The organism is Pseudomonas fluorescens, assembly GCF_005938625.1.
In the GTDB taxonomy this organism is placed as follows: Bacteria; Pseudomonadota; Gammaproteobacteria; order Pseudomonadales; family Pseudomonadaceae; genus Aquipseudomonas; species Aquipseudomonas fluorescens_BD.
The window spans coordinates 24,288-50,257 of sequence record NZ_VCNJ01000018.1; the positions used below are offsets into that span (position 1 = coordinate 24,288).

At 59.3% G+C, this 25,970-nt stretch carries 13 protein-coding genes; 4 read left to right on the forward strand and 9 right to left on the reverse strand.

From position 1 onward, the window contains the following. Positions 1 to 34 precede the first annotated feature (34 nt). Both FGA82_RS12680 and FGA82_RS12685 read right to left on the reverse strand, forming a co-directional pair. Entirely contained in the window at positions 35 to 3,310 is a 3,276-nt protein-coding gene (locus tag FGA82_RS12680) for a DUF2126 domain-containing protein (RefSeq protein ID WP_141127322.1), read from the reverse strand. 453 nt (positions 3,311 to 3,763) lie between these two features. Further along, on the reverse strand, positions 3,764 to 6,076 hold the full coding sequence (locus FGA82_RS12685; RefSeq protein ID WP_007915855.1) for a YgiQ family radical SAM protein: 2,313 nt from the start codon (positions 6,074 to 6,076) through the stop codon (positions 3,764 to 3,766). Positions 6,077 to 6,282: 206 nt separating this feature from the next. Here FGA82_RS12685 and FGA82_RS12690 point away from each other — a divergent pair, with 206 nt between their 5' ends. The 4 genes from FGA82_RS12690 (at position 6,283) to FGA82_RS12705 (ending at position 18,568) form a co-directional block, all read left to right on the forward strand. Beyond that, positions 6,283 to 8,514 (forward strand): hypothetical protein, encoded by a 2,232-nt coding sequence (locus FGA82_RS12690; protein ID WP_141127323.1) that lies wholly within the window; start codon positions 6,283 to 6,285, stop codon positions 8,512 to 8,514. Between the two features lie 64 nt (positions 8,515 to 8,578). After that, on the forward strand, positions 8,579 to 11,140 hold the full coding sequence (locus FGA82_RS12695; RefSeq protein ID WP_141127324.1) for a hypothetical protein: 2,562 nt from the start codon (positions 8,579 to 8,581) through the stop codon (positions 11,138 to 11,140). Positions 11,141 to 11,406: 266 nt separating this feature from the next. After that, entirely contained in the window at positions 11,407 to 13,800 is a 2,394-nt protein-coding gene (locus tag FGA82_RS12700; protein ID WP_432767147.1) for a hypothetical protein, read from the forward strand. Between the two features lie 100 nt (positions 13,801 to 13,900). Continuing rightward, positions 13,901 to 18,568 carry an NEL-type E3 ubiquitin ligase domain-containing protein gene (locus FGA82_RS12705; RefSeq protein WP_249384243.1) on the forward strand — a complete coding sequence of 1,556 codons (4,668 nt, stop codon included), beginning with the start codon at positions 13,901 to 13,903 and terminating at the stop codon, positions 18,566 to 18,568. A gap of 42 nt (positions 18,569 to 18,610) precedes the next feature. On the opposite strand, the gene dnaB is transcribed toward FGA82_RS12705, so the two are convergent. The 7 genes from dnaB to rnr all read right to left on the reverse strand — a co-directional run bounded on the left by dnaB (position 18,611) and on the right by rnr (position 25,905). Continuing rightward, on the reverse strand, positions 18,611 to 20,008 hold the full coding sequence (gene dnaB, locus FGA82_RS12710; protein ID WP_008078305.1) for a replicative DNA helicase: 1,398 nt from the start codon (positions 20,006 to 20,008) through the stop codon (positions 18,611 to 18,613). 119 nt (positions 20,009 to 20,127) lie between these two features. Continuing rightward, positions 20,128 to 20,574: a 50S ribosomal protein L9 gene (gene rplI / locus FGA82_RS12715; protein ID WP_003221136.1), complete on the reverse strand. Its 447-nt coding sequence runs from the start codon at positions 20,572 to 20,574 to the stop codon at positions 20,128 to 20,130. A gap of 19 nt (positions 20,575 to 20,593) precedes the next feature. After that, positions 20,594 to 21,487 carry a hypothetical protein gene (locus tag FGA82_RS12720; protein WP_016983782.1) on the reverse strand — a complete coding sequence of 298 codons (894 nt, stop codon included), beginning with the start codon at positions 21,485 to 21,487 and terminating at the stop codon, positions 20,594 to 20,596. A 36-nt stretch (positions 21,488 to 21,523) separates the two neighbouring features. Further along, positions 21,524 to 21,754, reverse strand: coding sequence for a 30S ribosomal protein S18 (gene rpsR / locus FGA82_RS12725; protein WP_002551829.1), 231 nt, complete (start codon positions 21,752 to 21,754; stop codon positions 21,524 to 21,526). A gap of 29 nt (positions 21,755 to 21,783) precedes the next feature. After that, positions 21,784 to 22,203 carry a 30S ribosomal protein S6 gene (rpsF, locus tag FGA82_RS12730; RefSeq protein ID WP_007915844.1) on the reverse strand — a complete coding sequence of 140 codons (420 nt, stop codon included), beginning with the start codon at positions 22,201 to 22,203 and terminating at the stop codon, positions 21,784 to 21,786. Between the two features lie 307 nt (positions 22,204 to 22,510). Further along, entirely contained in the window at positions 22,511 to 23,278 is a 768-nt protein-coding gene (gene rlmB, locus FGA82_RS12740; protein WP_141127326.1) for a 23S rRNA (guanosine(2251)-2'-O)-methyltransferase RlmB, read from the reverse strand. Next, positions 23,275 to 25,905: a ribonuclease R gene (rnr, locus tag FGA82_RS12745; RefSeq protein ID WP_095120626.1), complete on the reverse strand. Its 2,631-nt coding sequence runs from the start codon at positions 25,903 to 25,905 to the stop codon at positions 23,275 to 23,277. Before rnr ends, rlmB begins: the two co-directional genes overlap by 4 nt. Positions 25,906 to 25,970: the final 65 nt, after the last annotated feature.

Below are 25,970 nucleotides of genomic sequence, written 5' to 3' on the forward strand. Positions count from 1 at the left end.
CGGATATACGAAAAACCCGCGTGTCGCGTAGGCCTTAGAAACGTCGTAAATCGATTGTCATCGGTAACTCGTCACTGATTTCCACGTTCGGTACAGGAAGTTTCCCCGGCGTGTGTCCGACGCGGAAGAACCGCGCCATACGCCGGCTCTCCGCTTCGTTGGCGTTGACTGGCAATGTCTCGTAATTGCGCCCGCCCGGATGGGCGACATGGTACTGACAACCGCCCAGCGACCGCCCCATCCAGGTATCGAGCAAATCGAACACCAGCGGCGCGTGCACCGGGATGGTCGGCTGCAAGCAGTTAGCCGGTTGCCACGCGCGATAACGCACCCCAGCGACGAACTCTCCCACGCGTCCGGTCGGATGCAATGGCACGGCGATGCCATTACAGGTCAGCAGATAACGCTGCGGCGGCAGCCCTTTGAGTTTGACCTGCAAGCGCTCCAACGATGAATCCACGTAACGCACCGTGCCGCCCGCCGCGCCCTCCTCGCCGAGGACATGCCACGGTTCCAAGGCCTGACGCAATTCGAGCTCGATACCGTTGACGGCGTAATCGCCGACCTTGGGAAAACGAAATTCCAGATGCGCGGCGAACCATTCTGCCCGCAGCGGATAACCGGCGTTGTTCAGTTCGACGATGACGTCGGCGAAGTCCTGCTCGATAAAGTGCGGCAGCAAAAAACGGTCGTGCAACTCGGTGCCCCAGCGCGCCAGTTTCGGCGGCGCATAGGGTTCGCGCCAGAAACGTGCGACCAGCGCCCGCAGCAACAGCTGTTGAGCGAGGCTCATGCGCGCGTGCGGCGGCATTTCAAAGGCACGCAGTTCCAGCAAGCCGAGACGCCCGGTGGCGCCGTCCGGCGAGTACAGTTTGTCGATGCAGAACTCGGCACGGTGCGTATTGCCGGTGACGTCGATCAGCAAATTACGCAGCAGTCGATCGACCAGCCACGGTGCGCATTCCTCGCCCGGCTCGGGCATCTGCGCGAAAGCGATTTCCAGTTCGTACAGCGCGTCATTGCGCGCCTCGTCAACGCGCGGCGCCTGCGACGTCGGACCGATGAACAAACCGGAAAACAGGTATGACAGCGATGGATGGTTATGCCAGTAACTGATCAGGCTGCGCAGCAGATCCGGGCGACGCAGAAACGGTGAGTCCGCCGGCGTCGCACCACCGAGAACGAAATGGTTACCGCCGCCGGTGCCTGTGTGGCGGCCGTCGATCATGAATTTCTCGGTGGTCAGGCGAGTTTGTCGCGCTTCTTCATAAAGAAACTCGGTGCGCTCGACCAACTCGTCCCACGTCGCCGACGGTTGCACGTTGACCTCGATCACACCCGGATCGGGTGTGATGCGGAAATTGCTCAAGCGCTGATCAGCCGGCGGCTCGTAGCCTTCCAGCAGCACCGGGCAATGCAATTCCTCGGCGGTGGCCTCGATGGCCGCGACCAGTTCCAGATAATCCTCGACCCGCTCCAGCGGCGGCATGAACAGGTACAAGCGGCCCTCGCGAGCCTCGGCGCAGAATGCAGTGCGGGTCAGCCAGTCAGCGGACTCGTCGATTTTCGGCGCGCGTTCGTCAGTCGCAGCCGGTTCGCCGTGACGGTTGAGCTGCGCCGTTTCCGGCAGATCAGGGAAGTCCTGATTCGGATCCTGTGGATGAATAAACGGATACTCGGCGGCCTTCACCCACGGCTGCGATCCCAACGGCAGGCGATAGCCCAGCGGCGAATCCCCCGGCACCAGTCGGCAATGTTCGTCACGCAGATACCAGCGCCCGCTCTGCCATTGGTCGCTCTTGGCCGTGCGCGCCAGAGGCAGCACCTGGCCAATCACCTTGTTCAACCCCTGACTGAAGACCTTGCGCAGTCGCGCACGCTCAAGCGGCTCCTCCAGACGTGGATCTTCGGCGCTGACGTTGCTGGGTAATGTGCCCTCGCGCCAGAGGTAGTAGAAATTGTCCTCGTAGGCCGGGAAGACAAAACGCGTAGGCAGTTTCAGGCGTTCGGCGACACTGGCGAGGAAGCGCCCGGCCAATTCGCCATTGGCGCCGTAATCCTGTTGCTCGTCGGCGATCAAAGCATCGTTGTGCCAGATCGGCACGCCGTCACGGCGCCAGTAGCAATTGAGCGACCAGCGCGGCAGTTGCTCGCCGGGATACCACTTGCCTTGGCCAAAATGCACCAGACCTTTCGCAGCGTAATGTTTGCGCATGCGCTGGAACAGTTCGGCAGAGAGCCGGCGCTTGTCCGCGCCTAACGCAGCGGTGTTCCACTCGGCGCCATCCGGGTCATCGATGGAAACGAAAGTCGGCTCGCCGCCCATGGTCAGGCGCACGTCATCCGCCAGCAGGTCGGCATCGATCTGCCGGCCGAGCGCCTGAATCGCCAGCCATTGCTCATCGGTGTAGGGCTTGGTGACGCGCGGCGCCTCCCAGATCCGCTCCACCGACATTTCATGGCTGAACTCACATTCGCACGGCTCGACCAAACCACTGATCGGTGCCGCCGAGGACGGATCGGGACTGCAGGCCAACGGGATATGCCCTTCGCCGGCAAACAGCCCGGAAGTCGCATCGAGACCGATCCAGCCCGCGCCCGGCAGATACACCTCGCACCAGGCGTGCAGGTCGGTGAAGTCGACTTCAGTACCGGACGGACCGTCGAGGCTTTTCACGTCGGCGGTCAATTGAATCAGGTAGCCGGACACAAACCGTGCGGCCAACCCGAGGTTGCGCAGCAATTGCACCAGCAGCCACGCCGAATCCCGACAGGAACCGGAGGCATGTTCGAGGGTGTGCTCCGGGGTTTGCACGCCCGGCTCCATGCGGATCAGGTAACCGATGTCTTCGCTCAAGCGCTGGTTGAGCGCCACCAGAAAATCCACCGCCGGCAGCGGCGTGCGGTCGATGGCGTCCAGATAGGCTTTGAATTTCGGCGTCAACGGCAGGGTTTCGAGGTATGGCGCCAGCTCCTTGCGCTCATCGGCGGCGTAGGAAAAAGGGATTTTCTCGGCGTAGGGCTCGAGGAAGAAGTCGAACGGATTGAACACCGCCATCTCGGCGAGCAGATCGACTTCGATGCGCAACTCATTGGTTTTCTCGGGGAACACCAGCCGGGCGAGGTAGTTGCCCTGCGGGTCTTGCTGCCAATTGATGAAATGCTGCTCGGGCGAGACTTTCAGCGCATACGACAGAATCCGCGTGCGGCTGTGGGCAGCCGGGCGCAGACGAACGATCTGCGGGCCGAGTTCGACAGCGCGGTCGTAGCGGTAATGCGTGACGTGATGCAATGCGACATGAATCGACACGGCGTGCCTCCTGCGAGCCTAAGCGTATTCGAAAGCGCGCAAGACTTATGCCATGCACAGGCTTGGGCGCTTTCCCGGAATGCTTAAGGCAGTACAGCACCAAAATCGGGCGATGCGGGGAAATGGTTTGGGCTGATTGCACGCAAATGTTGCGAAGAGCCCCTCACCCTGGCCTCTCCCAGAGGGAGAGGGCCAGGGTGAGGTGGCCGTTGGAGATACGCCGACGTGAAAGCCTTGAGTCGAATCCGAATTTTGAAAAGCATGGAGATTGATCGTTCCCACGCTCTGCGTGGGAACGCAGCCCGTGACGCTCTGCGTCACACCCATGCTCGACATGACTCCGGGGGAAGGCTGGAACGCGGAGCGTCCCTGAGGCACTCCCACGCAGGAGCGTGGGAACGATCAGCAAAACGCCAACCCGAAGGTTGGCGTTCTGTTCAGCTCAAGCGATGTTTAGCGCGGTACGACCGGCTTGCGCGTCGGCTTCGGCCCTTTGCCTTTCGCGGCGTCCTTGCGCTCCTTGGCCGCCTGCTGGTTGCGGGCAAACGCCGCAGCCTTGGCCTGTTCACGCTTGTCCCAAGGATTGCCACCATCACTGGCACGCGGCGGCAGGCCGGTGTGCTGGGTGAGGATCTTGGTGGTCTTCTCTTTGCCTTCCTTCGCCACTTTATGGCTGCCGGCCGGTGTCGAGTTCTTGCGACGGGCGCTCTGGTAGCTGTCGGTAGCCGGCTGGTGCGTCGGGATCAACTGATCCTTACCCGAACCAATCAGATCACCACGGCCCATGCGAATCAGCGCTTCACGCAGCATCGGCCAGCCTTTCGGGTCGTGATAACGCAAGAATGCCTTGTGCAGGCGACGCTGCTCCTCGCTCTTGACGATGGTCACGCCGTCGCTCTTGTAGGTGACCTTGCGCAGCGGGTTCTTGCCCGAGTGGTACATCGCGGTGGCAGTGGCCATCGGCGACGGGTAGAACGCCTGCACCTGGTCAGCGCGGAAGCCATTGCCCTTGAGCCACAAGGCCAGGTTCATCATGTCTTCGTCGGTGGTGCCCGGGTGGGCAGCGATGAAGTACGGAATCAGGTACTGCTCCTTGCCCGCTTCCTTGGTGTACTTCTCGAACATGCGCTTGAACTTGTCATAGCTGCCAATGCCCGGCTTCATCATCTGGTTGAGCGGACCTTCCTCGGTGTGCTCCGGGGCGATCTTCAGGTAACCACCGACGTGGTGAGTCACCAACTCTTTGACGTACTCCGGCGACTCGACCGCGAGGTCGTAACGCAGGCCGGAGGCGATCAGAATCTTCTTCACACCCGGCAAGGCACGAGCGCTGCGGTACAGCTGAATCAGCGACGAATGGTCGGTGTTCAGGTTCGGGCAGATGCCCGGAAACACGCAGGACGGCTTGCGGCACGCGGATTCGATTTCCGGTGTCTTGCAGGCAATGCGGTACATGTTCGCGGTCGGGCCGCCGAGGTCAGAGATGACACCGGTGAAGCCTGGCACTTTGTCGCGGATCTCTTCGATTTCGCGAATGATCGACTCTTCGGAACGGTTCTGGATGATCCGGCCTTCGTGCTCGGTGATCGAGCAGAAGGTGCAGCCGCCGAAGCAGCCACGCATGATGTTCACCGAGAAACGGATCATGTCGTAGGCCGGGATCTTCTCCTTGCCGTACGCCGGGTGCGGAACACGTGCGTAAGGCATGCCGAACACGTAGTCCATTTCTTCAGTGGTCATCGGAATCGGCGGCGGATTGAACCAGACGTCGACTTCGCCATGCTTCTGCACCAGCGCACGGGCGTTGCCCGGGTTGGTTTCCAGGTGCAGCACGCGGTTGGCGTGGGCATACAGAACCGCATCGCCACGGACCTTTTCAACCGATGGCAGACGAATCACGGTCTTGTCGCGGGTCATGCGCGGGCTGGCCAGGATCTGTACGACCTTGGCCTCCTGCGGATCTTCGACCGGACCTTTTTCCTGCTCGATGGCGCAGGCCTGGGTGTCCTGAGTGTTCACGTACGGGTTGATGATCTTGTCGACCTTGCCCGGACGGTCGATGCGCGTCGAATCGACTTCGTACCAGTCTTTCGGCGTATCGCGACGAATGAACGCGGTACCGCGCACATCGGTGATGTCTTCGATCTTGTGCCCGTAGGACAGACGCTGGGCGACTTCGACAATCGCGCGTTCGGCGTTGCCGTACAGCAGGATGTCGGCGCTGGCGTCGATCAGGATCGAGTTACGCACACGATCCTGCCAGTAATCGTAGTGGGCGATGCGGCGCAGCGAGGCTTCGATGCCGCCAAGGACGATCGGCACGTGCTTGTAGGCTTCCTTGCAGCGCTGGCTGTAAACCAGGCTCGCGCGGTCCGGACGCTTGCCGGCCATACCGCCTGGCGTATAAGCGTCGTCGGAACGGATTTTCTTGTCCGCGGTGTAACGGTTGATCATCGAGTCCATGTTGCCCGCCGCAACCCCGAAGAACAGGTTCGGCTCGCCGAGCTTCATGAAGTCGTCTTTGGACTGCCAGTTCGGCTGCGCAATGATCCCGACGCGAAAACCCTGAGACTCCAGCAGCCGGCCAATGATCGCCATGCCGAACGACGGGTGATCGACGTAGGCATCTCCGGTAACAATGATGATGTCACAGGAATCCCAGCCAAGCTGATCCATCTCCTCCCTGCTCATCGGCAGGAATGGCGCTGGCCCGAAACATTCGGCCCAATATTTTGGATAGTCAAATAACGGCTTGGCTGCTTGCATGTCGACGACCGGTGTTGAAGTGAAAAATCGCGGGCGCGGAATATAGCACAAATTTTGACCAATTCCGACGGCAATGGTCGGTTTCTCTTACAGCCTTCGCGGTCACATCTTGCTCGGCAATCGGAGACGAAAATCGTCAATCAAATCAGACACTCATCGGCCAGCGCTGACGCTGGCTGATGTGACAACCCTTCAAGGATGAAGAAATGTCACCAAAATTGCCTGCCAAGGCCACCCGCAGGAGCGACGCCGGAACGCGTCCCTCGCCATCAATCGCCACCCCTGCACGTCCTTCCGTCAGCACACCCCACGTCGGCACTGATAGCCCGTCGATCATCAGGCCGGGAGAAGCATCCATCAGCGTCGACAGATCCAGTGGCTCTCAACCTGCCGTCATCGTCAGCCGCAACGAGTCCGGCGCGGCCATGGTATCCACTGCTGTACGTCGACCGCTGCAGGATTACTGGATAGCCAGCGAGGCCCCCCTTCCGGCTGCCGACACTCAGGGCTTTCGAATTTTCAAGGGGCGTCGCTACGTCGAGGTGTCAGGCGGGCACCTGGTGCAGGTGTTGATAGACCCCAATATCGGTCTGTACCGAGCGAGGCTGGCAAGCGAGCGAACCCCCTCTGGTCCGTTATTGATGCGTGACCCTGACAGCAAACTCTGGCAGCCGCTGGAGTACTCGAAGGGCAAATTGCCCATTCGCCCGATGGACGATCTGAACCATGAGCTGGACGTCCACTTCAAGCAGGTAGAGGAATCGGCGGACGCGGCGAAACTGCTACAGCTCGCCTGGCACGCCCGAGAGGGGAAAGAAGGCGAGAGAACCGCACTGGTTCAATACGAGGTGCAGTGTCACCGCCATCTGGCGATTCTGCAAAAGGCCCTCGACTTCTACACAAAGGAACAGGTGTCGCTGCTGATTTACAAAGGACCCGGCGAATATGAAGCCGAGTTCCTGAAAATTCAGCAGAGGCAAATTGAAATCTACACCCGGCTGATGCGGGCCGGTGATTGGCGCAAACAACTGGATATACCGCCCGGGAGTCAACTCACGCTTGATCATCATCGTTCGATCGCGGGTTACTTGAAGGGCAAATTGATGCTGCTGCAAAAACGTCAGGCCATTGTCGATGAAGTTCTGAAAAAATCGCGCTATCTGGAAAGCGATTTTACAGAAATGGGTTACGACCCCATGGAGATACACGAAAACACCGCGGACTGGCTCCACGCAAAAAGCCAGTTGATGGCCGCTGATCAGCACGACCGCGCGCCGATCTTTCTCTCGTTGTCGTTTTCCGAAACCACTATCGCCTTCCGCAACATCGACAACATCCCGCTGCAATCGCGCATGCCGGTGCTGAGCGACCTGCTAGAACAGTGCGCCTCGGTCCGCGCTTCGTTTGAATTTCTCGAAGTCCCGAACGACGCTGCCCACACTGTCGCACGGCTGGACATGATCAAGGCCGTCAAGGCGTTCGAAAACACGCTGGAGCAGCGACTGGCGCTTTATCACCAGGATCTCGAAGACATCGCCTCATTGCCCGTCTCGGAGGAGTCCATTGACTTCGACTTTATTCCGGCGCAAGGCAAAGATCAGCCAGCGGCGGCGCCCAGACGCATGTTTCGCAGCAAGCACCACGGTGTCGACCGGATTCGAGTCGGCCAGGCGCGGCGCAGCGAAATTGGCGAAGAGCTGATCGATGTCATGCACCCCCACCGCCCCGCCGAAGTCTTGCAGACGTATGAGCGACGGGAGGGGCAGTGGCGTCGGGTAATGGCCGCTCAGGAAAAAAACCTGTCGATCCTGACCCGACAGGCACAGCAGCATCTTGAACAGACAGACCTGTATTTGCGCCAAGCCTGGCAGGACGAAGCCGCCAGACACAACGCTTCGAGCATCGTCGAATTTCTGGGTGGAAAAGCCGAGGCTCTTGATGATCTTTGCCTGCAGATGGAAGGTGCTCCCAATCCTGCGACTCTCGATGTCGCGTCTTTTCTTCAGCGCCTCACACATGACAGCCAACGCCTGCGCAATGAAGGCGAAGCGATTCGCATCCGACTGTACAAGGACAAGCACTATCTGAGCGCCGACCGGGTCGTGTACCTGCTCCGGCACGATGAATTGCAAGTAAAGCGACCCCAAAGCCGCGTGACGCTCGGTAAAGCGCAGAAAAAAGACTTTCTCGACGTCTACTCGCTGCACGACAAACGCACCGATGAGCCCTTGTGGGAAGTCCATTTCCACTATGGAAAAAAGGACAGCCCGGTCATGGCGTTCAAGGACACGGGGGGGCACTTGAAAACCCTTGAGCAGGCCCGTTCGGGCATCGTGTCCCAACGTCGGGATGAACAGGCCGGGCGTCCGCATGTCGCCATCTGGAGGCTGAACCTCGACCGTAAAACAGCGCAGAAAATCTTCGACCTGGCGTCGTGAAACCCATGCTGAACCGCTGTTCCACCTATTCTTCAAGGATGAAGAAATGTCACCAAAATTACCTTTGAAGGGCGTCATCACTGTCGATGTCCATCCACGTCCCGGCGAACCGGCGGTCGTGTCTGTCCCGCGCCCGTTCGTTCAAGCCGGCGCCCCACCCGCGCGCACCGTCTCCACGCAGGGCAGAACCGCAGTGGCTGCTGATCTCGATGCCATCACACCAATGCCCTCGGTCGTAATCAGTCAGCCCCCCTCGCCGGCAAACCCTCAGCCTGCAGTGAAGCTGACGCTGGAGCATTATCGAATCGACGAACAGACTGTGTTGCCCGGTCCCGACGCAGCAGGATTCAGGATACTCAAGGGCCGTCGCTACGTTGATGTATCGGGCGGTGCCATCGTGCACGTTGCGGCGGATCCTCGGACCGGTCTCTACAGGGCGAGGCTGCCGAGCGAGCTGACACCCTCCGGACCGACGCTTCTGCGTGATCCGGAAAACCTGCTCTGGTATCCCCTGGAGATGTTCGCGCCGATCACCTTTCCCTTGTCCGGCACGCGCCTGCAGGCGTTTGCCACGGACCTGGATTTCAGCGCTGCGCCACTCGCCGGGGATCACCTGCATCGTTACGCCAACAAACTCTATGTGGTCATCGACGACCTCGCCTATCAGGTCTTGCATGATCTCGATGCATCCTCGCCGGCAATGACCGTCATGCGCATCGTGCGTCCCGAAGATCCCGTGGCTGCCGACCCCGGGAATGTTTACGTCGCGACCCGTCCGGGAAGATCGGAACCGATTGTCTTTGATGTCCTGGACGGCTGGCAGGGGACGCTGGTCGGTGGGGCGGGCGGCATGCGGCGAAAAGTGGAACAGAGTGGCACCGTGCAAGCGGCGGATCTGCTGTTCCAGCTGCAGACCCTGGATCTGCAGTTTGATCAGGCGATGGCTGCAGGAGAGCGTCTGCAAATGCTTTGGCGAGCAGTGAAAGGTACGGAGCACGAACGCAATGTATTGGGGCGCCTCGAAGCGCACCACCAGCGCGAGCTGGCGCTTCTGGAAGAATCACTTCAACTGCACAACGAGCAAAAGGCGCAGATCGTTGCGGCCAGAGGCCGTACTGTCTATCGAGACAAAATGGTCATGCTGCAAAAGGGCCGAATGCTGACGTACAACCAGCTCATGATTGCCAGCGACTCCTGCAAATTACTCGACGGACCGATCTTCGGCGGCCCCGTGTCGGAGCATCCGGCTGTCGCGGCGCACCTGTCGAGCAAACTGGTCATCCTGAAAAAACGCCAGGCCATCGCCGAAGAGTTGACGAACAAGTGGCATGTGTCGCCAGACGAGTTGCAAGAAACTGCATTCGACCCGATCGAGTTGCACGACCACGTAGCCTTTTGGGTCTATGCCAAAAGCCGGCTGCTGCTCGATGAGCATGCGACGGTCGATGTCAACAATGCCAATGCCCGATACCTCGCCTATTCATTTGGTCAGGTAACGTTTGCATTCCGGGCTCTCGACAGCATTCCTGCCGAGGCGCGTATCTCAGTACTCAGTGACCTGCTGGATCAGACATCTGCCATCAGGGTGTCATACGAACATCTGCCCCTGCCGCCCGGCCCGGAGCATGTCAGCTCGCGCAGCGAAATCGTCGAGGCCATGCACGCTTTCGAAAGCACGCTGGATCAGCACCTCAATCGGTATCACCACGAGCAGGAGACAACCCCAGCATTGCCACCGCACGAACAACCCATCGATTTCGATTTCATCCCGCCCCAGCAGCAAAACCAGCAGGCGGCAGTGCCGAGAAAAATGTTCCGCAGCAAGCAACACGGTGTCTACAAGATCCGCGTCGGCCGGCCACGCCGCACTCACGCTGGCGAAGAGGTGATTGATGTGGTCAACCCCCATGATCCGACTCAGGTCATGCACACCTATGAGCGTCGGGAGGGAGAGTGGCGCCGGCAAGTGGCCAGACAAGAGAAAAACCTGTCGACCCTCACCGATCAGGCCACCGCATTGCTCGATCAAACCGAGCCCCGTCTTACTACCGCCCTGCGCGATGAGAGGGCGAAGGTCAACGCCAACAGCATTGTCGAATTCCTGACCGAGCGCGCTGACCATCTGGGCGATCTGGCCCGGCAAATCGAGCGCGCGCCGAATCCGGGCAACCGCGAGATTGCGCCTTTGCTGCAACGGCTGAACCATGACAGTCAACGTCTGCTCGATGAAGGCCAGGAGATTCGCGTACGCCTGTACAAGGACCCTGCCTACCTGAGCGTAGATCGGGTCGCGTTTCTCCTCAGCCATGGTCATCTCGGCGTCAGCCGTACTCAATCGCGGGTGCAACTGGGCAAGGGCAATAAGAAGGATTTCCTCGACGTCTATGCGCTGAACGACCGACAAACCGGCAAGACACTCTGGTACGCGCACTTTCACTACGCCGAAAAAGACACGCCAGCGCTGGACTTCATGCAGCGCCGCGGCCACCTGAAAACCCGTGAGCAAAACCGCTTGGGAACGTCATCGCAACGCCGGGATGAACAGGCCGGTCGCGCGCATGTGCGGATCTGGCGAGAAGACATCGACCTGTCGACCGCGCAGAAAATTTTCCAGCTGGCCTCATAAAACGGCCTGTCCCTGGGCCAAATGCCAGGGACCACTTTTCAAGGATGAAAAACATGGTTTCAAGAACGCCCGTCAGGGGCAGCACTTCAGTCCAGGTGCATACGCGCCCGCATCAAACGCAAGAGGTGACCGTTGCGCGCGTTGACACCGGGCCTCGATTCGACTCAGACATTCCGGGCACCGGCCGGTATGGGCCGACAACAAGACTTGACGCTGATGCCGATCCGGATGCCATCCGGCAGGTTCCGACCGTCAGAATCGAAACGGTGTTGGCTCACACGGAAAATGTGCCAGCAGTACAGCAATCGATCGAGCATTACCGTATCGCCGTTGCGACGCAGTTGCCGGCGGCGGATGGCGAAGGGTTCAGAACGCACAAGGGCCGCCGCTACGTCGACATGGTCGATGGCGGCACCGTGCTGATCGGGCTGGATGCGGGCACCGGCCAGTACCGCGCCAGACTCCCCAGTGAACGGGCGCCTTCCGGGCCGCTGTTGCAGCGCGAGGCTGACAGCGGCTTGTGGCACTCGTCACGTTCGGATGGTTCCGCCACCGCATCATTGAGCGAAACCAGCCTGCAAGCTTTTCGCACGGGTCTGGATTTCAGCGCTGTGCAACCCGACAGCGATGGGGTGTTCCGGCATGGCGGCAGGTGCTATGCGCTGATCCACAATCACGCGTATCAGGTCATGCTCGATGTCGATGCCTCCAGCCCCAGGCAAGCGGTGTGGCGCGTGGTCAAGCCGCAGGACCCGGTGGCTGCCGACAGCGAAAATCTCTATCGCGCCAGCCGCAGTGGTCTGACCCGTGCCGTTACGCGCAACGAGAACAATGACTGGGTGGCGGCATCTGCGGGGCTGCGGGGTGGCATGCGGCGTGGCCAAGAACGCGCGACGGCGGATCTGCCCGTGCTGTTGCAGCAATACGTGCCGATTCAGAATGCTCACGCTGCACTGACCGAATCCGTCGAGCGCTATGACGTCCTGTGGAGCGAAGCCCGAGCACTGCCTGCGGGCAGCGCGGCGCAAGCCGAAAAGCTGATCGCTTTAGAAGTCCATATGCTCAAGCACATCAGAAAACAAACCGAGTTTGTGCAGTCGCTTATCGACAACAGGACCTGGCTGGTGCGCCTGAAAACGAGTGCAAGATTCAAAGAAGAGCTGCAGACCTTCCGCATTGAAAGAGTGGAATACCTGAACCGGCTCATGGCTGTCATGGATTTGCGGACCCGGCCGACGGAGTTGAATCTGAGCGCCGAAACCTGCAGAAAATGCATCGCCAATCTGCACAAAAAACTGAAGTTCCTCGAAGAACGTCAGGTCGTGATCGAACACATCAGAAAGGCCAATCCCGGGGCGGCGCCGAAACTCGCCGAGCTCAGCGCGCAGGTGCCCAGTGCCGAGCGCATCAACTTCAACAAGCTGACCCTGTACGTTCACCTGCTTGCCGGCACGCCTGACCATTCGCCACACCTGACCATGCCTTCGCTGTCATCCATCGATCTGCTCACCGGGGACCTGGCCAACGTTCCCGAACGCGAACATCCCATGGCGCTGGTCTTGACCCTCGAACAGCTGAAAAACGACAGGAGCCGATTTGAACGGCTGCTGGCCGCCAATAGCCCTGACACCGGGTACATCAGGGAAATTCTCGCACTGATTGGTCCATTCGAAACCCGTATTGAAAACCGGCTGACGGACATCTTCGACTCGTTCGATGGCGACACCGTACTGCCGAGGCTTGATCAGGACATCGACTTCGACTTCATCCCGCCGCAACCCGTCGACAGCGGGCAGGCCCATCCCGCTCCGGCAAGAAAAGTATTCCGCACGCGCCAGCACGGTACTTACCGATTGCTGGTAGGCGATACCGAAACGGCTCGGGACGGCAGCGTCACCATCAAGGTTGCCGATCCTTTGCGCCCGGACCGCCAGCCCCTGCGCTATGAAAGAAGACAAGGTGAATGGCTGCCGGTACGGCAACCGATCACTCGCGCAGCCAGACCGCAACTCATTGACGAGGCCAAGCGTTTGCTCAACGGCGTCGGTGAACACATCGCTCTGGCCAAGGCTCATCAGGCCAGACAATACAACCCGACGGACATCATCGAGGATCTGGGCAAGGCCACCGACCAACTCAACGAACAGGCCCGGCGCCTGGAGCACCACGAATCGACGGCAGCCAATTCCGAGATCAACACGCTGGCCACGCGCCTGCGCACGGCCGCCGACTCGCTGACCGCGCAAGGACAGGAAGTCCTGGTGCGGATGTACAAGAACAAGGACGTGCTGGACATTTTGCGACTGAACTACCTGATCGATCACGCTGAGCTCAGTACCGTCAAAACGGTTGATCGCAAACAACAGGGCAAAGGCAAGGACAAGTCGTTTCTCGATGTCTATTCGATCCGGGACCGCGTCGACGGCGCGCCGTTGTGGGAAGCGCACTTTCACTATGACAAACACGACAGCGAACCACTGAATTTCACCATCAGGGGCAGCCATCTGAAAACCCTCGAACAGAGCAGGCGCGGCATCGAGTCCCAGCGCCGCGACGAGCAGGCCGGCCTGCCCCATGTCGCCATCTGGCGCCAGACCTTCGATGGCAAGACAGCAACAAAGATATTTGCACTGGCCAGCCCGGCTGCCGTGCCCGAGTGAAGGGCACTGGCATTAGACGATCAATCAGGCAATGACGCCGCCCCTGCCATCAGCTCCGATTCAGGTGAGCTGATGTGCAAACTACAAGGATAGAAAAGACATGCCCGTTAAATCGCCTCCCAAAGGCAGCAGTTCCGGTAACACGCCGGTTCGACAACACGATTTGCCAGACGTGGACACACCGCGCCTCGACTTGCCCACGCGTACCGATGTCGATATCTCGACGCCGGGCGAGCATTCGCCGCGACCAGGAAGATTACCAACGCAAGCCGACATCGACGCGATCGAACCGGCCCCCATCATCACGGTCCATCAACCCACAGTGCCGCTTGAAAGTCCGCGCTCGCTGAATTATTCGCTGGAGCACTACTGGGTTCCATCTGCCATCGGTTTGTCGGATAGCAATGCTGACGGTTTGAAAACGCACAAGGGTCGCCAATACGCCGACGTGCCCGGTGGCATCGTGCTGGTTGGCAGAGATCCGGACACTGGACTGTATCGGGCCAGGCTGCCCAGCGAGTCCAAGCCCTCGGGACCTGTGCTGCTGCGCGATTCCAGCTCAGGTGTCTGGCATGAGCTGGAACAGTTCGAGCCGATCGGTGTGCCGTTATCGGCCACCCGCCTGGAGGCTTTCCGTACACCGCTGGACTTCAGCAACGTTGAACGTGGCAACGATGGACTCCACCGCTTCAACGGCAAACTTTATGCGGTGATCGATAATTTCAGTTATCAGGTACTGCACGACATTGACGCTTCGACCCCGTCGACAGCGGTGATGCGCATTGTCCGTGAACAAGATCCGGTAGCCGGCGACGGTACCAATACCTATATCGCCACCCGCCCAGGGCGGTCGGAGCCGATTATTTTCGATGCCCGCGAAGGCTGGCTGGGCACCGAGGTCGGTGGTGCCGGCGGGATGTTCCGTAGCGAGTCAGGCAGCCCCGCGCACCCCGGTCTGCTGCAACGGCTTGCCACGGCGATCAATCAATTGCGCACACCAGAGTCCCGCGCGCGAAAACTCTTCCCGGCCCTCAATGACGAGGAAATTACACAGCTTCTGCGCTCGCAAGGCGATGATGTGCGCGGTTATCTCAGCCAACGCGAGGCCAGGTACAAATCGCTCAAGGCGGATCTCGATTCCTGGATCAAGAAGACTTCTTCGCAAGCGCCCACTGAAGCCGCACATCCTTCGGTGGAACGCGCCGCCGAAGAAGTCAAACGCTGCTGGAAACGGCAGACCGGGACGACGCTGAAACTGGATTTGGGGGATGCGATCCTTGCGCCGCTGACCGCTGATTTCAGCCATGTGCGGACGCTGGAGCTGAACGCGGTCACCTGGTCGGACACCGCTGAGACATTTCTTGGCAGTTTCCCCAACCTCGAAAAACTGTCAGTGACCCACTCCACCCTGGATAAGCTGCCGCCGGGCATCGCGCAGAAGTCCGGTCTCAAGGCTCTGGATCTGAACTCGAACCGCATCGAGTTGAGTGAGCAAACGGCGTTGAGACTGGGAGCGCTCAACCAGCTCGAGCACCTCGATCTGTCGGGCAACCCGCTGGGTAGAACACCGGACTTCAGCGGCATGGCACAACTCCAGTCATTGAACCTGAACAACACCCGACTGGAGCAATGGCCCAGCGGTTTACAAGAGCAAGTCACGCTGGAGGTGGTCGACTTGCGCAACAACCAACTGCGCGAAATTCCACAGGCGATCCTCAACCCGCCAAGCGATCAGCTCTTGGCCATCGCCCGTATCAACGCGGTTACGCTGATAGAAGGTAACCCCTTCCCTAACGGCTATTGGCGATCGCTCGAAGTGTATTGGCGGCGCGTAGTGGCCGAGTATCCGGCTATGCGCACCGGCTCCCGCGCAGACGCTTTCAGGCTGGATGGGGACATCCCTGAAGTGGCGATGGTGCGGCGCATGTACCCGGACAAGGATCTGCAAGCTGCCAGGGAGTATCTGATCGGCTTGGGTGATGGCGCCGAAGATCAGATCGCCCAACGCCTTGCCGGTTTCGACTTACTGGAAACGCAACTGCAAGCCTACATAGCCGACAGTCAAACCGGCCCAGCCAGCGCCATGGGGCCGGAACGAATCAACGCAACGCGCCTGGCAAGAATCATCAGAGGCTGCTGGCTGGGCGAATCGGACGGCGTCCTGAAACTGCCTCCGCTGTACGGACCACTGCCCTTGCTGACCGTGGACTTCAGTCATGTCAAATCCCTCAGTCTCGACTCGATTGTCTGGTCGGATACCGCCCATACGCTTCTGTCCAACTGCCCCAACCTGGAAAGCCTGACCATTGTCCATTCCGGCCTTGATAAATTGCCCGGCAAAATTGCCGAGATGGACAAACTCAGCTCTCTGAACCTGCGTTCGAACCGGATAAGACTGGATGAGCAAAGCGCTTTGGCGCTAAGTGGACTGCACCAGTTGAAACAGATCGATCTGTCCAACAATCAGTTGCGCACACTGCCCGACTTCAGCGCCATGTCCGGGTTACAGACCTTGAACCTGAAAAACACAGGTATCCGTCAGTGGCCTGACGGGCTGCTGGACAAAGTCGGCCTGACCAGCCTGGACCTTCGTGACAATCGCTTGAGCGAAGTCCCCCAGGCGAACCTCAACCCGGCACCCGAGACACTCTCAGTCGTCGCGCGGATCAACAATGTCACGCGGCTAGAAGGCAACGACTTCCCCTCTGCTTACTGGAGAAAATTCGACATCTACTGGCGACGCCTGAAAGAGTCTCACCCTGAGCTGATGGAGCCGGCCACTCCCGGCGCGTTCGACAGCGAAAACTCCAGGGCGCAGCGCTATCGAAATCTTTACCCGACCAAGAGCATCAAAGAGTGCCGGGAGTTCATCTGGAATCAGGACAGTGGCACCGTTGCACCACGCTTGCTCGCGTTGGAGCAAGAGTTTGACCTGCTGAAAACCCAGCTCGACGATTGGGTTTTTTCCGGGGGCGGCAATCGGCTGCGTTACGTTCGGGCCAATCAGCTGCAAATCAATGCCACAACCCGTAATGACCGCACCACAGCCCGCGAGCGAATCATCATTTGCTGGCGACGTGAGACGGCGCAGAAGCACGCCTTCGACGGCACGCCGATCGGCCTGGAACTGGATTTGAGCGGTCTGACGTTGCCGACGCTGCCGGATCTGAGTATCGACTTCAGCCATGTTGGCTCACTCCGGTTGAGCAGCATGAATCTGACGGCGTCTCCGGAAGGTTTCCTCACCCGTTTTCGCCATGTGCGCTGGCTGGACATGTCGAACAACCGGCTCAGGGACCTGCCCCCGGCGGTTGGAGAAATGCACGGTATGACGCGTCTGTTTTTGCAGCACAACCAACTTGAGCTCACTGCAGATGCGGCGCAGATACTGGCCGGGCGTATCACGCTCAGAGCACTCTGGATAGACAACAACCCGCAACTTGGCGTGATCCCGGATTTCAGTCAGATCACCGACATGCGCGAGGTCAGTCTGAGCAGCACGGGTATCACACAATGGCCGACCGGACTGTTTGATCAACCCCTACTGACCAGAATCGATCTGAGCAACAACCGGATCACCACAATTCCTGACTTTGTTGCCGCGCCCGCCCCGGAGCGTCTGGCGCATTCGGTCCAGGTCAACAGTGGCACTCTGGTGAGCAACAATCCATTGTCTGCTGCCACACCCCTGCAGTTGCTCGCCTACAGTGAGCGACTAAGGTTAGCCGGGACGCCTCTGAACCGTACACCCAACCTGATCTCGACGGCTGTCACTGTTGCACGACGCGCAATTGCGAGAGACACCATGGAGCCGGATCCGCGATGGACTGCGGGATTGTCCGTCGAGCAAGCAGCCGCCAGAAAAACTCAATGGCGTACGTTGCGCGAGCAGGAAGGCTCGGATGGCTTTTTCAACATCCTGGCGAGCCGCGTCCACCATGCCGATTTCCGGCGCCAGGTCTGGGACGTGATCGATGTCCTCACCGAAGCCAGTCCGCAGTCACGAACCTTGCGCAGGGAGCTGTTTGATCGTGCGTGCGAAGCCGGCTGCACCGACCTCGCCGCCGCGACCTTCACCGATCTGCAAATCCTCGCCATGACCCACAAGGCTCGCGTACAGGCCAGACAAGATATGAATGGCGGGCGATTGGTTGAGTTGTCCAAAGGCTTGTTTCGTCTGAAGCACGTTGACGGGTTTGCGGCGGCAGAGATCGCATCGAGCAGGGCAATCATTGACGATCCGGCAACATCCCGAGAGCAGCGAAACAGCCATAGCCTGCGCATACGCGATCCCCATGAAATGACCATGGCCTACCGCTTCGGCCTCAAGGATCGGTTGCAATTACCGTTTCAACCGCAGTCACTTTCCTTTATCGGCATGGCCGGCGTCACTCCGGCCGTGCTGGATGTGGCTTATCAAAAGGTCATTGCCTTGAATGGTTCGCCCGAAGAGTTTCAGGCGCTGGTATCGATGGATTTCTGGCAGGACTTCATCATTCACAAATACCAGGCGCAATTCGATGCGAGCCGCCAGCCGTTTCAGGATCGGCAAGAGATTCTGGACAGCCAGTCGTCGCAGCGCCTGCTGAGCGAGGCGCAATACAATTCACAAACCGATGATGTGACGGCGCAGTTGGCGATTGTCGAAGCGACTTTGATTCAGACCCTGACGCGGCAGGAGCTGCAGCCTCGAGCAACCATCGAGACGACTTCTGCCAACGTCACGCCTGCGGATGAAACTGCGGGGCCGAGCGGCGCAACGGTGTAATCGATTCCGCGTAACAGCAGGTCGAATGACTTCGGCCTGCTGTCACTCGTCGTCGTCGAAGTTGTAACTGCCCGGCGCAAGGTTTTCGAAGCGCGTGTACTTGCCGATAAACGCCAGACGGATAAAACCGATCGGGCCGTTACGCTGCTTGCCGATGATGATTTCGGCGATGCCCTTGTGCTCGGTTTCCGGGTGATACACCTCGTCGCGGTACACGAACATGATCACGTCGGCGTCCTGCTCGATCGCTCCGGATTCGCGGAGGTCGGAGTTGATTGGCCGCTTGTTCGGTCGTTGCTCCAGGGAACGGTTGAGCTGAGACAGCGCCACCACCGGGCAATTGAATTCCTTGGCCAGAGCTTTCAAGGAACGCGAGATTTCAGAAATCTCGTTGGTCCGGTTGTCGCCGCCGGAACCTGGAATCTGCATCAGTTGCAGGTAGTCGATCATGATCAGACCGATCTCACCGTGTTCCCGCGCCAGACGCCGGGTACGTGCACGCATTTCCGAAGGGCTGATACCGGCGGTGTCGTCGATGAACAGCTTGCGGTCATTGAGCAGGTTGACCGCCGAGGTCAGGCGCGGCCAGTCGTCATCCTCCAACTGACCGGAACGCACCTTGGTCTGGTCGATCCGGCCAAGCGAGGAGAGCATACGCATGACCAGCGATTCACCTGGCATCTCGAGGGAATACACCAGCACCGCCTTGTCGCTGCGCAGTACGGCGTTTTCCACAAGGTTCATCGCGAAGGTGGTCTTACCCATCGATGGACGACCGGCGACGATGATCAAGTCAGCCGGCTGCAGGCCACTGGTTTTCTCGTCGAGGTCGGTGTAACCGGTAGACAGGCCGGTGATGGCGTTGTCGGTGTTGAACAAGGTGTCGATGCGGTCGATGGCCTTGGTCAGCAAGTCGTTCACACCAACAGGGCCACCGGTTTTCGGCCGGGCCTCGGCAATCGCGAAGATCTGCCGCTCGGCTTCATCGAGGATCTCCTCGGCGGTGCGGCCTTCCGGGTTGAAGGCGCTGTCGGCAATCTCGGTGCTGATGCCGATCAGTTGGCGCAACGTCGCGCGCTGGCGAACGATCTGCGCATAGGCCTTGATGTTGGCGACGGATGGCGTGTTTTTCGCCAGCTCGCCGAGGTAACCGAGGCCACCGACTTGCGAAGTCTGACCTTCCTTGTCCAATTGCTCGGCAAGGGTCACGACGTCAATCGGGGAGTTCTGATCAGCCAGTTTGGCGATCGCACGGAAGATCAGGCGGTGGTCATGTCGATAGAAATCGCCGTCGGAGACTTGATCGAGCACGCGTTCCCAGGCGTTGTTGTCCAGCATCAGACCACCGAGTACAGCCTGTTCGGCCTCGATGGAATGCGGCGGCACCTTCAGGGCAGCGGTTTGCAGATCGTATTGCTCGGGAGCGGAGATATCGTTCATGGCCACTTGTGTTGTTTGGAAAAACAGGGAATTCAGAAAGACAAAGGGCACGACCTGTAAACAGGATCGTGCCCGATGTTAACCGTCTGACGGACAAGCCGCCAGCCGATCAGTGTTGCTTAAGCTGCTACCACGACAACGCGTACGGTGGCTTCAACTTCGGCGTGCAGGTGCACAGCCACGTCGAATTCACCCACGTTGCGGATGGTGCCGTTCGGCAGACGAACTTCGCTCTTCTGCACTTCAACGCCGGAGGCGGTCAGTGCGTCAGCGATGTCGTGAGTACCGATCGAACCGAACAGCTTGCCTTCGTCGCCAGCGGTGGCAGTGATGGTCACTTCCAGCTCGGCCAGTTGGGCAGCACGGCTTTCAGCCGATGCTTTACGGTCTGCAGCAGCTTTTTCCAGCTCAGCACGACGCTCTTCGAACGCAGCCAGGTTGGCAGCGGTCGCAGCGGTAGCTTTGCCGAAAGGCAGCAGGTAGTTACGGCCGTAACCGGCCTTAACGTTTACTTTGTCGCCCAGGTTGCCCAGGTTGGCGATTTTTTCCAGAAGGATCAGTTGCATGTGGAAATCCTCTTAACTTTTAACCTTCACCGTTCGCGTTATCGGTGTCTTTCGACACGTGACGACCGCGAAAATCAATCAGGCTGTCGACAATGGCCAGGACCACGAGCAACGGATAGATCAGCTGCATGAACAACAGCAGCGTGACGTACAACCCCACCAGCCAGAAACCGGCCAGTCGCTTCTGCCCGACCAGCCCGTGAATCAGGGCAAGTCCGGCGAACACCAGCGGTACACTGCACAACGGCGTCAACATGGCCATCTGTGCACCGAGATTCGGGCCCAGAAGCATCAACGCCAGCAGCAACATCGCCGGCCCCAGCGGGATCCGGATGGCGCGAAACTCGCGACCAAAACCACCCGGGTTGTACAACAACGCCTGCCAATGCCGCCCGACAATCAGGCTCAGCACGCTGACGATTTGCAACAAAGCCGCAATCAGTCCGGTCAGGACTGGTGCAATCAGGGACGCGAAACGCGCTTGCTCATCGACCGACAATTGCTTGTAGGTCTCACCGAGAAGCGCTGGCATGACCTTTATCAAGGCCTGCGCGAGCATCTCGATCTGGGCCGCAAACGCAGCCCCGAGCACCACCGAAAACACCACCCCAATCACTACGCTGACCAGCAGCGTGCGAACCCAGGACTCACTCGCGCGCAAAACCAACGCAAGTCCCGAAGACCCCAGCAGCACCAGAAGTGCCCGTGGGTCATCGGCATACAGCCACCAGATCAATGCCGGCAGCAGCCCCAGAGACAGAACACCCAGGGCGTCCGTCAGTCCGCGCCGCAGCAGCACAAGGCTCCCGGCGGCAGCGCCCAACCAATACAACAACGGCAATGTTGCACATCCGGCCACCACGAGAGTGGCCTGCATACGGCCTCGCATGATGAACTCAGCTAAGGCACGCATGCATTCAATCCTTTGCTACTTGTCGACTGCCCGGTCTCAGCGGCCGTGGCTGTCGGTGTAGGCCAGCAGGGCCAGGAAGCGGGCGCGCTTGATAGCGGTGGCCAGCTGACGCTGATAACGAGCTTTGGTACCGGTGATGCGGCTTGGAACGATTTTGCCGGTCTCGGATACGTAGGCTTTCAGAGTGTTGAGATCTTTGTAATCGATCTCTTTCACGTCTTCAGCGGTGAAACGGCAGAATTTACGACGACGGAAGAAACGTGCCATTTGATAGGCTCCTTAATAAGGTCCGTGGATTACTCGTCAGCGTTATCGCTGTCGTTCTCTTCGCCTTCAGCGCTTTCAGCGCCTTCGTGCTCAGGACGATCGCGACGCTCACGGCGCTCACTGCGGTTTTCTTCAGCCTTGAGCATCTCGGACTGGCCGGTAACGGCTTCGTCGCGACGGATGACCAGGTTACGGATCACTGCATCGTTGTAGCGGAAGTTGTCCTCCAGCTCGGCCAGGGCCTTGCCAGTGCACTCAACGTTCAGCATCACGTAGTGAGCCTTGTGAACATTGTTGATTGCGTAGGCCAGTTGACGACGGCCCCAATCTTCCAGACGGTGGATTTTGCCGCCGTCTTCTTCGATCAGCTTGGTGTAACGCTCTACCATGCCGCCGACTTGCTCGCTTTGATCCGGGTGGACCAAAAAGATGATTTCGTAATGACGCATGAATGCTCCTTACGGGTTGTAGCCTGCCGCTCAAAAACGGTCAGACAAGGAGTGAATGACACTTATGGACTTGCTGGCGCGGGGCACATGCGTGCCTGCCGTCACAGCAAGGGGCGCAATTGTAGAGAAGGGATAGAAGAGGTGCAAGGCAATTGGTGATTATTTGAACAACCACCCATTTATGCCACACCACAAAACACTGTGGGAGCGAGCCTGCTCGCGAATGCGATATATCAGGCAACATTATTGTCGTCTGACACACCCCTTTCGCGAGCAGGCTCGCTCCCACATTTGAATCGTGTACGACTCAGGATTTCTTCGCGCCAGCCTTGGCTTTTGCACCGCGCTGGCGCTGCGCTTCGAACAGGCAAACGCCGGTGGCTACGGACACGTTGAGGCTGCTGACGCTACCGGCCATCGGCAGCTTCACCAGATAGTCGCAGTGTTCACGAGTCAGGCGACGCATGCCTTTGCCTTCAGCGCCCATGATCAGAATGGTCGGGCCAGTCAGATCCTGGTCATAGATACTGACCTCCGCCTCACCTGCCGTGCCGACAATCCACAGACCGCGCTGCTGAAGTTTTTCCAAGGTGCGAGCGAGGTTAGTCACTGCAACCAATGGAATAACTTCCGCCGCGCCGCAAGCGACTTTACGCACGACCGGCGTCAAAGTTGCCGACTTGTCTTTCGGCACGATCACCGCCAGCGCACCGGCCGCATCGGCCGAACGCAGGCAGGCGCCGAGGTTGTGCGGATCGGTCACACCGTCGAGCACCAGCAACAGTGGCGCACCTTCGGTACGGTCGAGCAACTCGTCTAGCATTGCTTCGCCCCAGACCTGGCTTGGGCTGACTTCCGCGACCACACCCTGATGCACGCCTTCAACCCAGGCATCCATTTCGCGACGTTCGGCCTGGCCGACCTGAACGCGATTTTCGTTAGCCAGTTCAACCAGGGTCTGCACGCGCGGATCGTTGCGGCTTTCCGCCAGCCAGATCTGCTTGACGCGCTTCGGGTGGTGACGCAGTAACGCTTCTACCGCGTGAACGCCGTAGATTTTTTCCAACTGACTCATGACTTCGCCTTCGGTTTACGTGCCCCGCCGCTTTTGGCTGGAGCCGAACCCGCTTTTGGCGGGCCTTTACGGTGTTTGCTCGGTTTCGCTGGCTTGCCGCCGGAGGCCTTTTCAGGCGCCGACCGTCCAGTCTTTCCCCCGGACGCCGCTTTACCACCGTTTTTAGCGTCGGAAAGCAGAGCTTTCTTCATTTCACGGCTTTTGCGCAGCTCGGCGTTCTTCGCCACAGCGTCGCTTGGGCGATAGGCTTCGGCAGCCTTTTCTTTGGCCGGACGACGACCAGCGGTTTTCGCTGGAGCCGCTTCGGCTTTTTCCTTCGCGGCGGGCGCGGCAGTTTCAGCACCACGCTTTTTGCGACCGATCGGCGCGCTGATGGTTTTTTCGGCCATCTCGAAGTCGATCTTGCGTTCGTCGAGGTCAACGCGCATCACGCGCACTTCAACGGTATCCCCAAGACGGAAGCTGCGACCGGTGCGCTCGCCCGCCAGACGGTGATGCACAGGATCGAAGTGGTAGTAATCGCCCGGCAGCGCGGTGACGTGCACCAGGCCTTCGACATAGATATCGGTCAGTTCGACGAACAGACCAAAACCGGTCACTGCGGTGATCACGCCCGGGAACGATTCGCCTACGCGATCCTTCATGAACTCGCACTTGAGCCAGTTCACAACGTCGCGGGTCGCTTCGTCGGCACGGCGCTCGCTCATCGAGCACTGCTCGCCGAGCTGCTCCAGCGCCGCTTCGTCGTACGGATAGATGCGCGCCTTCGGAATGGTCATCGCACCGGCACGACGAACGTGCGGGGTGTCCTGTTTCGAATGGATCACGCTGCGGATTGCTCGGTGGGTGAGCAAATCCGGGTAACGACGGATCGGCGAAGTGAAGTGGGTATAGGCTTCGTAATTCAGGCCGAAGTGGCCCTGATTGTCGGCGCTGTACACTGCTTGACTCAGCGAACGCAGCATCACAGTCTGGATCAGATGGAAATCCGGACGATCCTTGATGCTCGCCAGCAATGCCTGGTAGTCCTTCGGCGACGGGCCGTCCTTGCCTTTGTGCAGGGACAGACCGAGTTCGCCAAGGAACGCACGCAGCTTTTCCAGACGCTCCGGTGGCGGACCATCGTGAACGCGGTACAGCGCAGGAATTTCGTGTTTCTTGAGGAATTCGGCGGTGGCCACGTTGGCCGCCAGCATGCATTCTTCGATCAGCTTGTGCGCATCGTTACGGGTGGTCGGACGGATTTCGGCAATCTTGCGCTCGGTACCGAAGATGATTCGGGTTTCCTGCGTTTCGAAATCGATCGCGCCACGGACGTGACGAGCCGCCAGCAGCACCTTGTACAGCGCATAAAGCTGTTTGAGGTGCGGCAGAACGTCGTTGTACTCACCGCGAAGCTGACGCGCCTCGGTGATTTTCGGCGTTTCCAGCATCGCGCTGACTTTGTTGTACGTCAGACGAGCGTGGGAATGGATCACCGCTTCATAGAAGCAGTAGTCGGTCATTTCGCCGGACTTGGAGATGGTCATCTCGCAAACCATGGCCAGACGATCGACGTGCGGATTCAGCGAGCACAGGCCGTTGGACAGCTGCTCAGGCAGCATCGGCACGACGCGCTCGGGGAAATACACCGAGTTGCCACGCACTTGCGCTTCATTGTCCAGCGCCGAGCCAATCTTCACGTAACTGGAAACGTCGGCAATCGCCACGTACAACTTCCAGCCGCCAGAGAACAGGCGCAGCTTGCCCGGTTTGGCTTCGCAATAAACAGCATCGTCGAAGTCGCGGGCATCTTCGCCGTCGATGGTGACGAACGGCAGATGGCGCAGGTCGACACGCTTCTCTTTGTCTTTTTCTTCGACTTCCGGCTTGAGCTTGGCGGCTTCTTTCAGAACGGCTTCAGGCCAGACGTGCGGGATATCGTAGGTGCGCAGGGCAACGTCGATCTCCATGCCCGGCGCCATGTAATTGCCGACCACTTCAACCACATCGCCTTGCGGCTGGAAGCGCGGCGTCGGCCAGTGGGTGATTTTCACCTCGACGAACTGACCAATCTGCGCGTTGGCGTTGCGGCCCGGGGTGACCAGCACTTCTTGTTGAATCTTCGGGTTGTCCGCGACGACGAAACCGATGCCGCCTTCTTCAAAGTAGCGGCCGACGATGGTTTCGTGAGCACGCGATACCACTTCGACGATCACGCCTTCGCGGCGACCACGACGGTCGAGACCGGAGACGCGCGCCAACGCACGATCACCATCGAACACCAGACGCATTTGCGCCGGGCTCATGAACAGGTCGTCGCTGCCGTCGTCCGGGACGAGGAAGCCGAAACCATCACGGTGACCGCTGATGCGGCCGAGGATCAGGTCGAGCTTGTCTACCGGCGCGTAAGTGCCACGGCGGGTGTAGATCAGTTGAGCGTCGCGCTCCATGGCGCGCAGGCGGCGGCGCAGGGCTTCGATCTGGTCTTCTGTGGTCAGACCAAACTCTTCGACCAACTGCTCGCGGGCAGCAGGCGAACCCCGATCGGCGAGGTGCGCCAGGATCAGTTCGCGGCTAGGAATAGGGTTTTCGTATTTTTCCGCTTCACGAGCGGCCTCGGGATCGAGGGACTGCCAATCGGCCATTAGAGAGTTTTCACCTTGTCTATATGCGGGTTAGTTTGGCATAGGCGCCATGAAACGGGAAATTT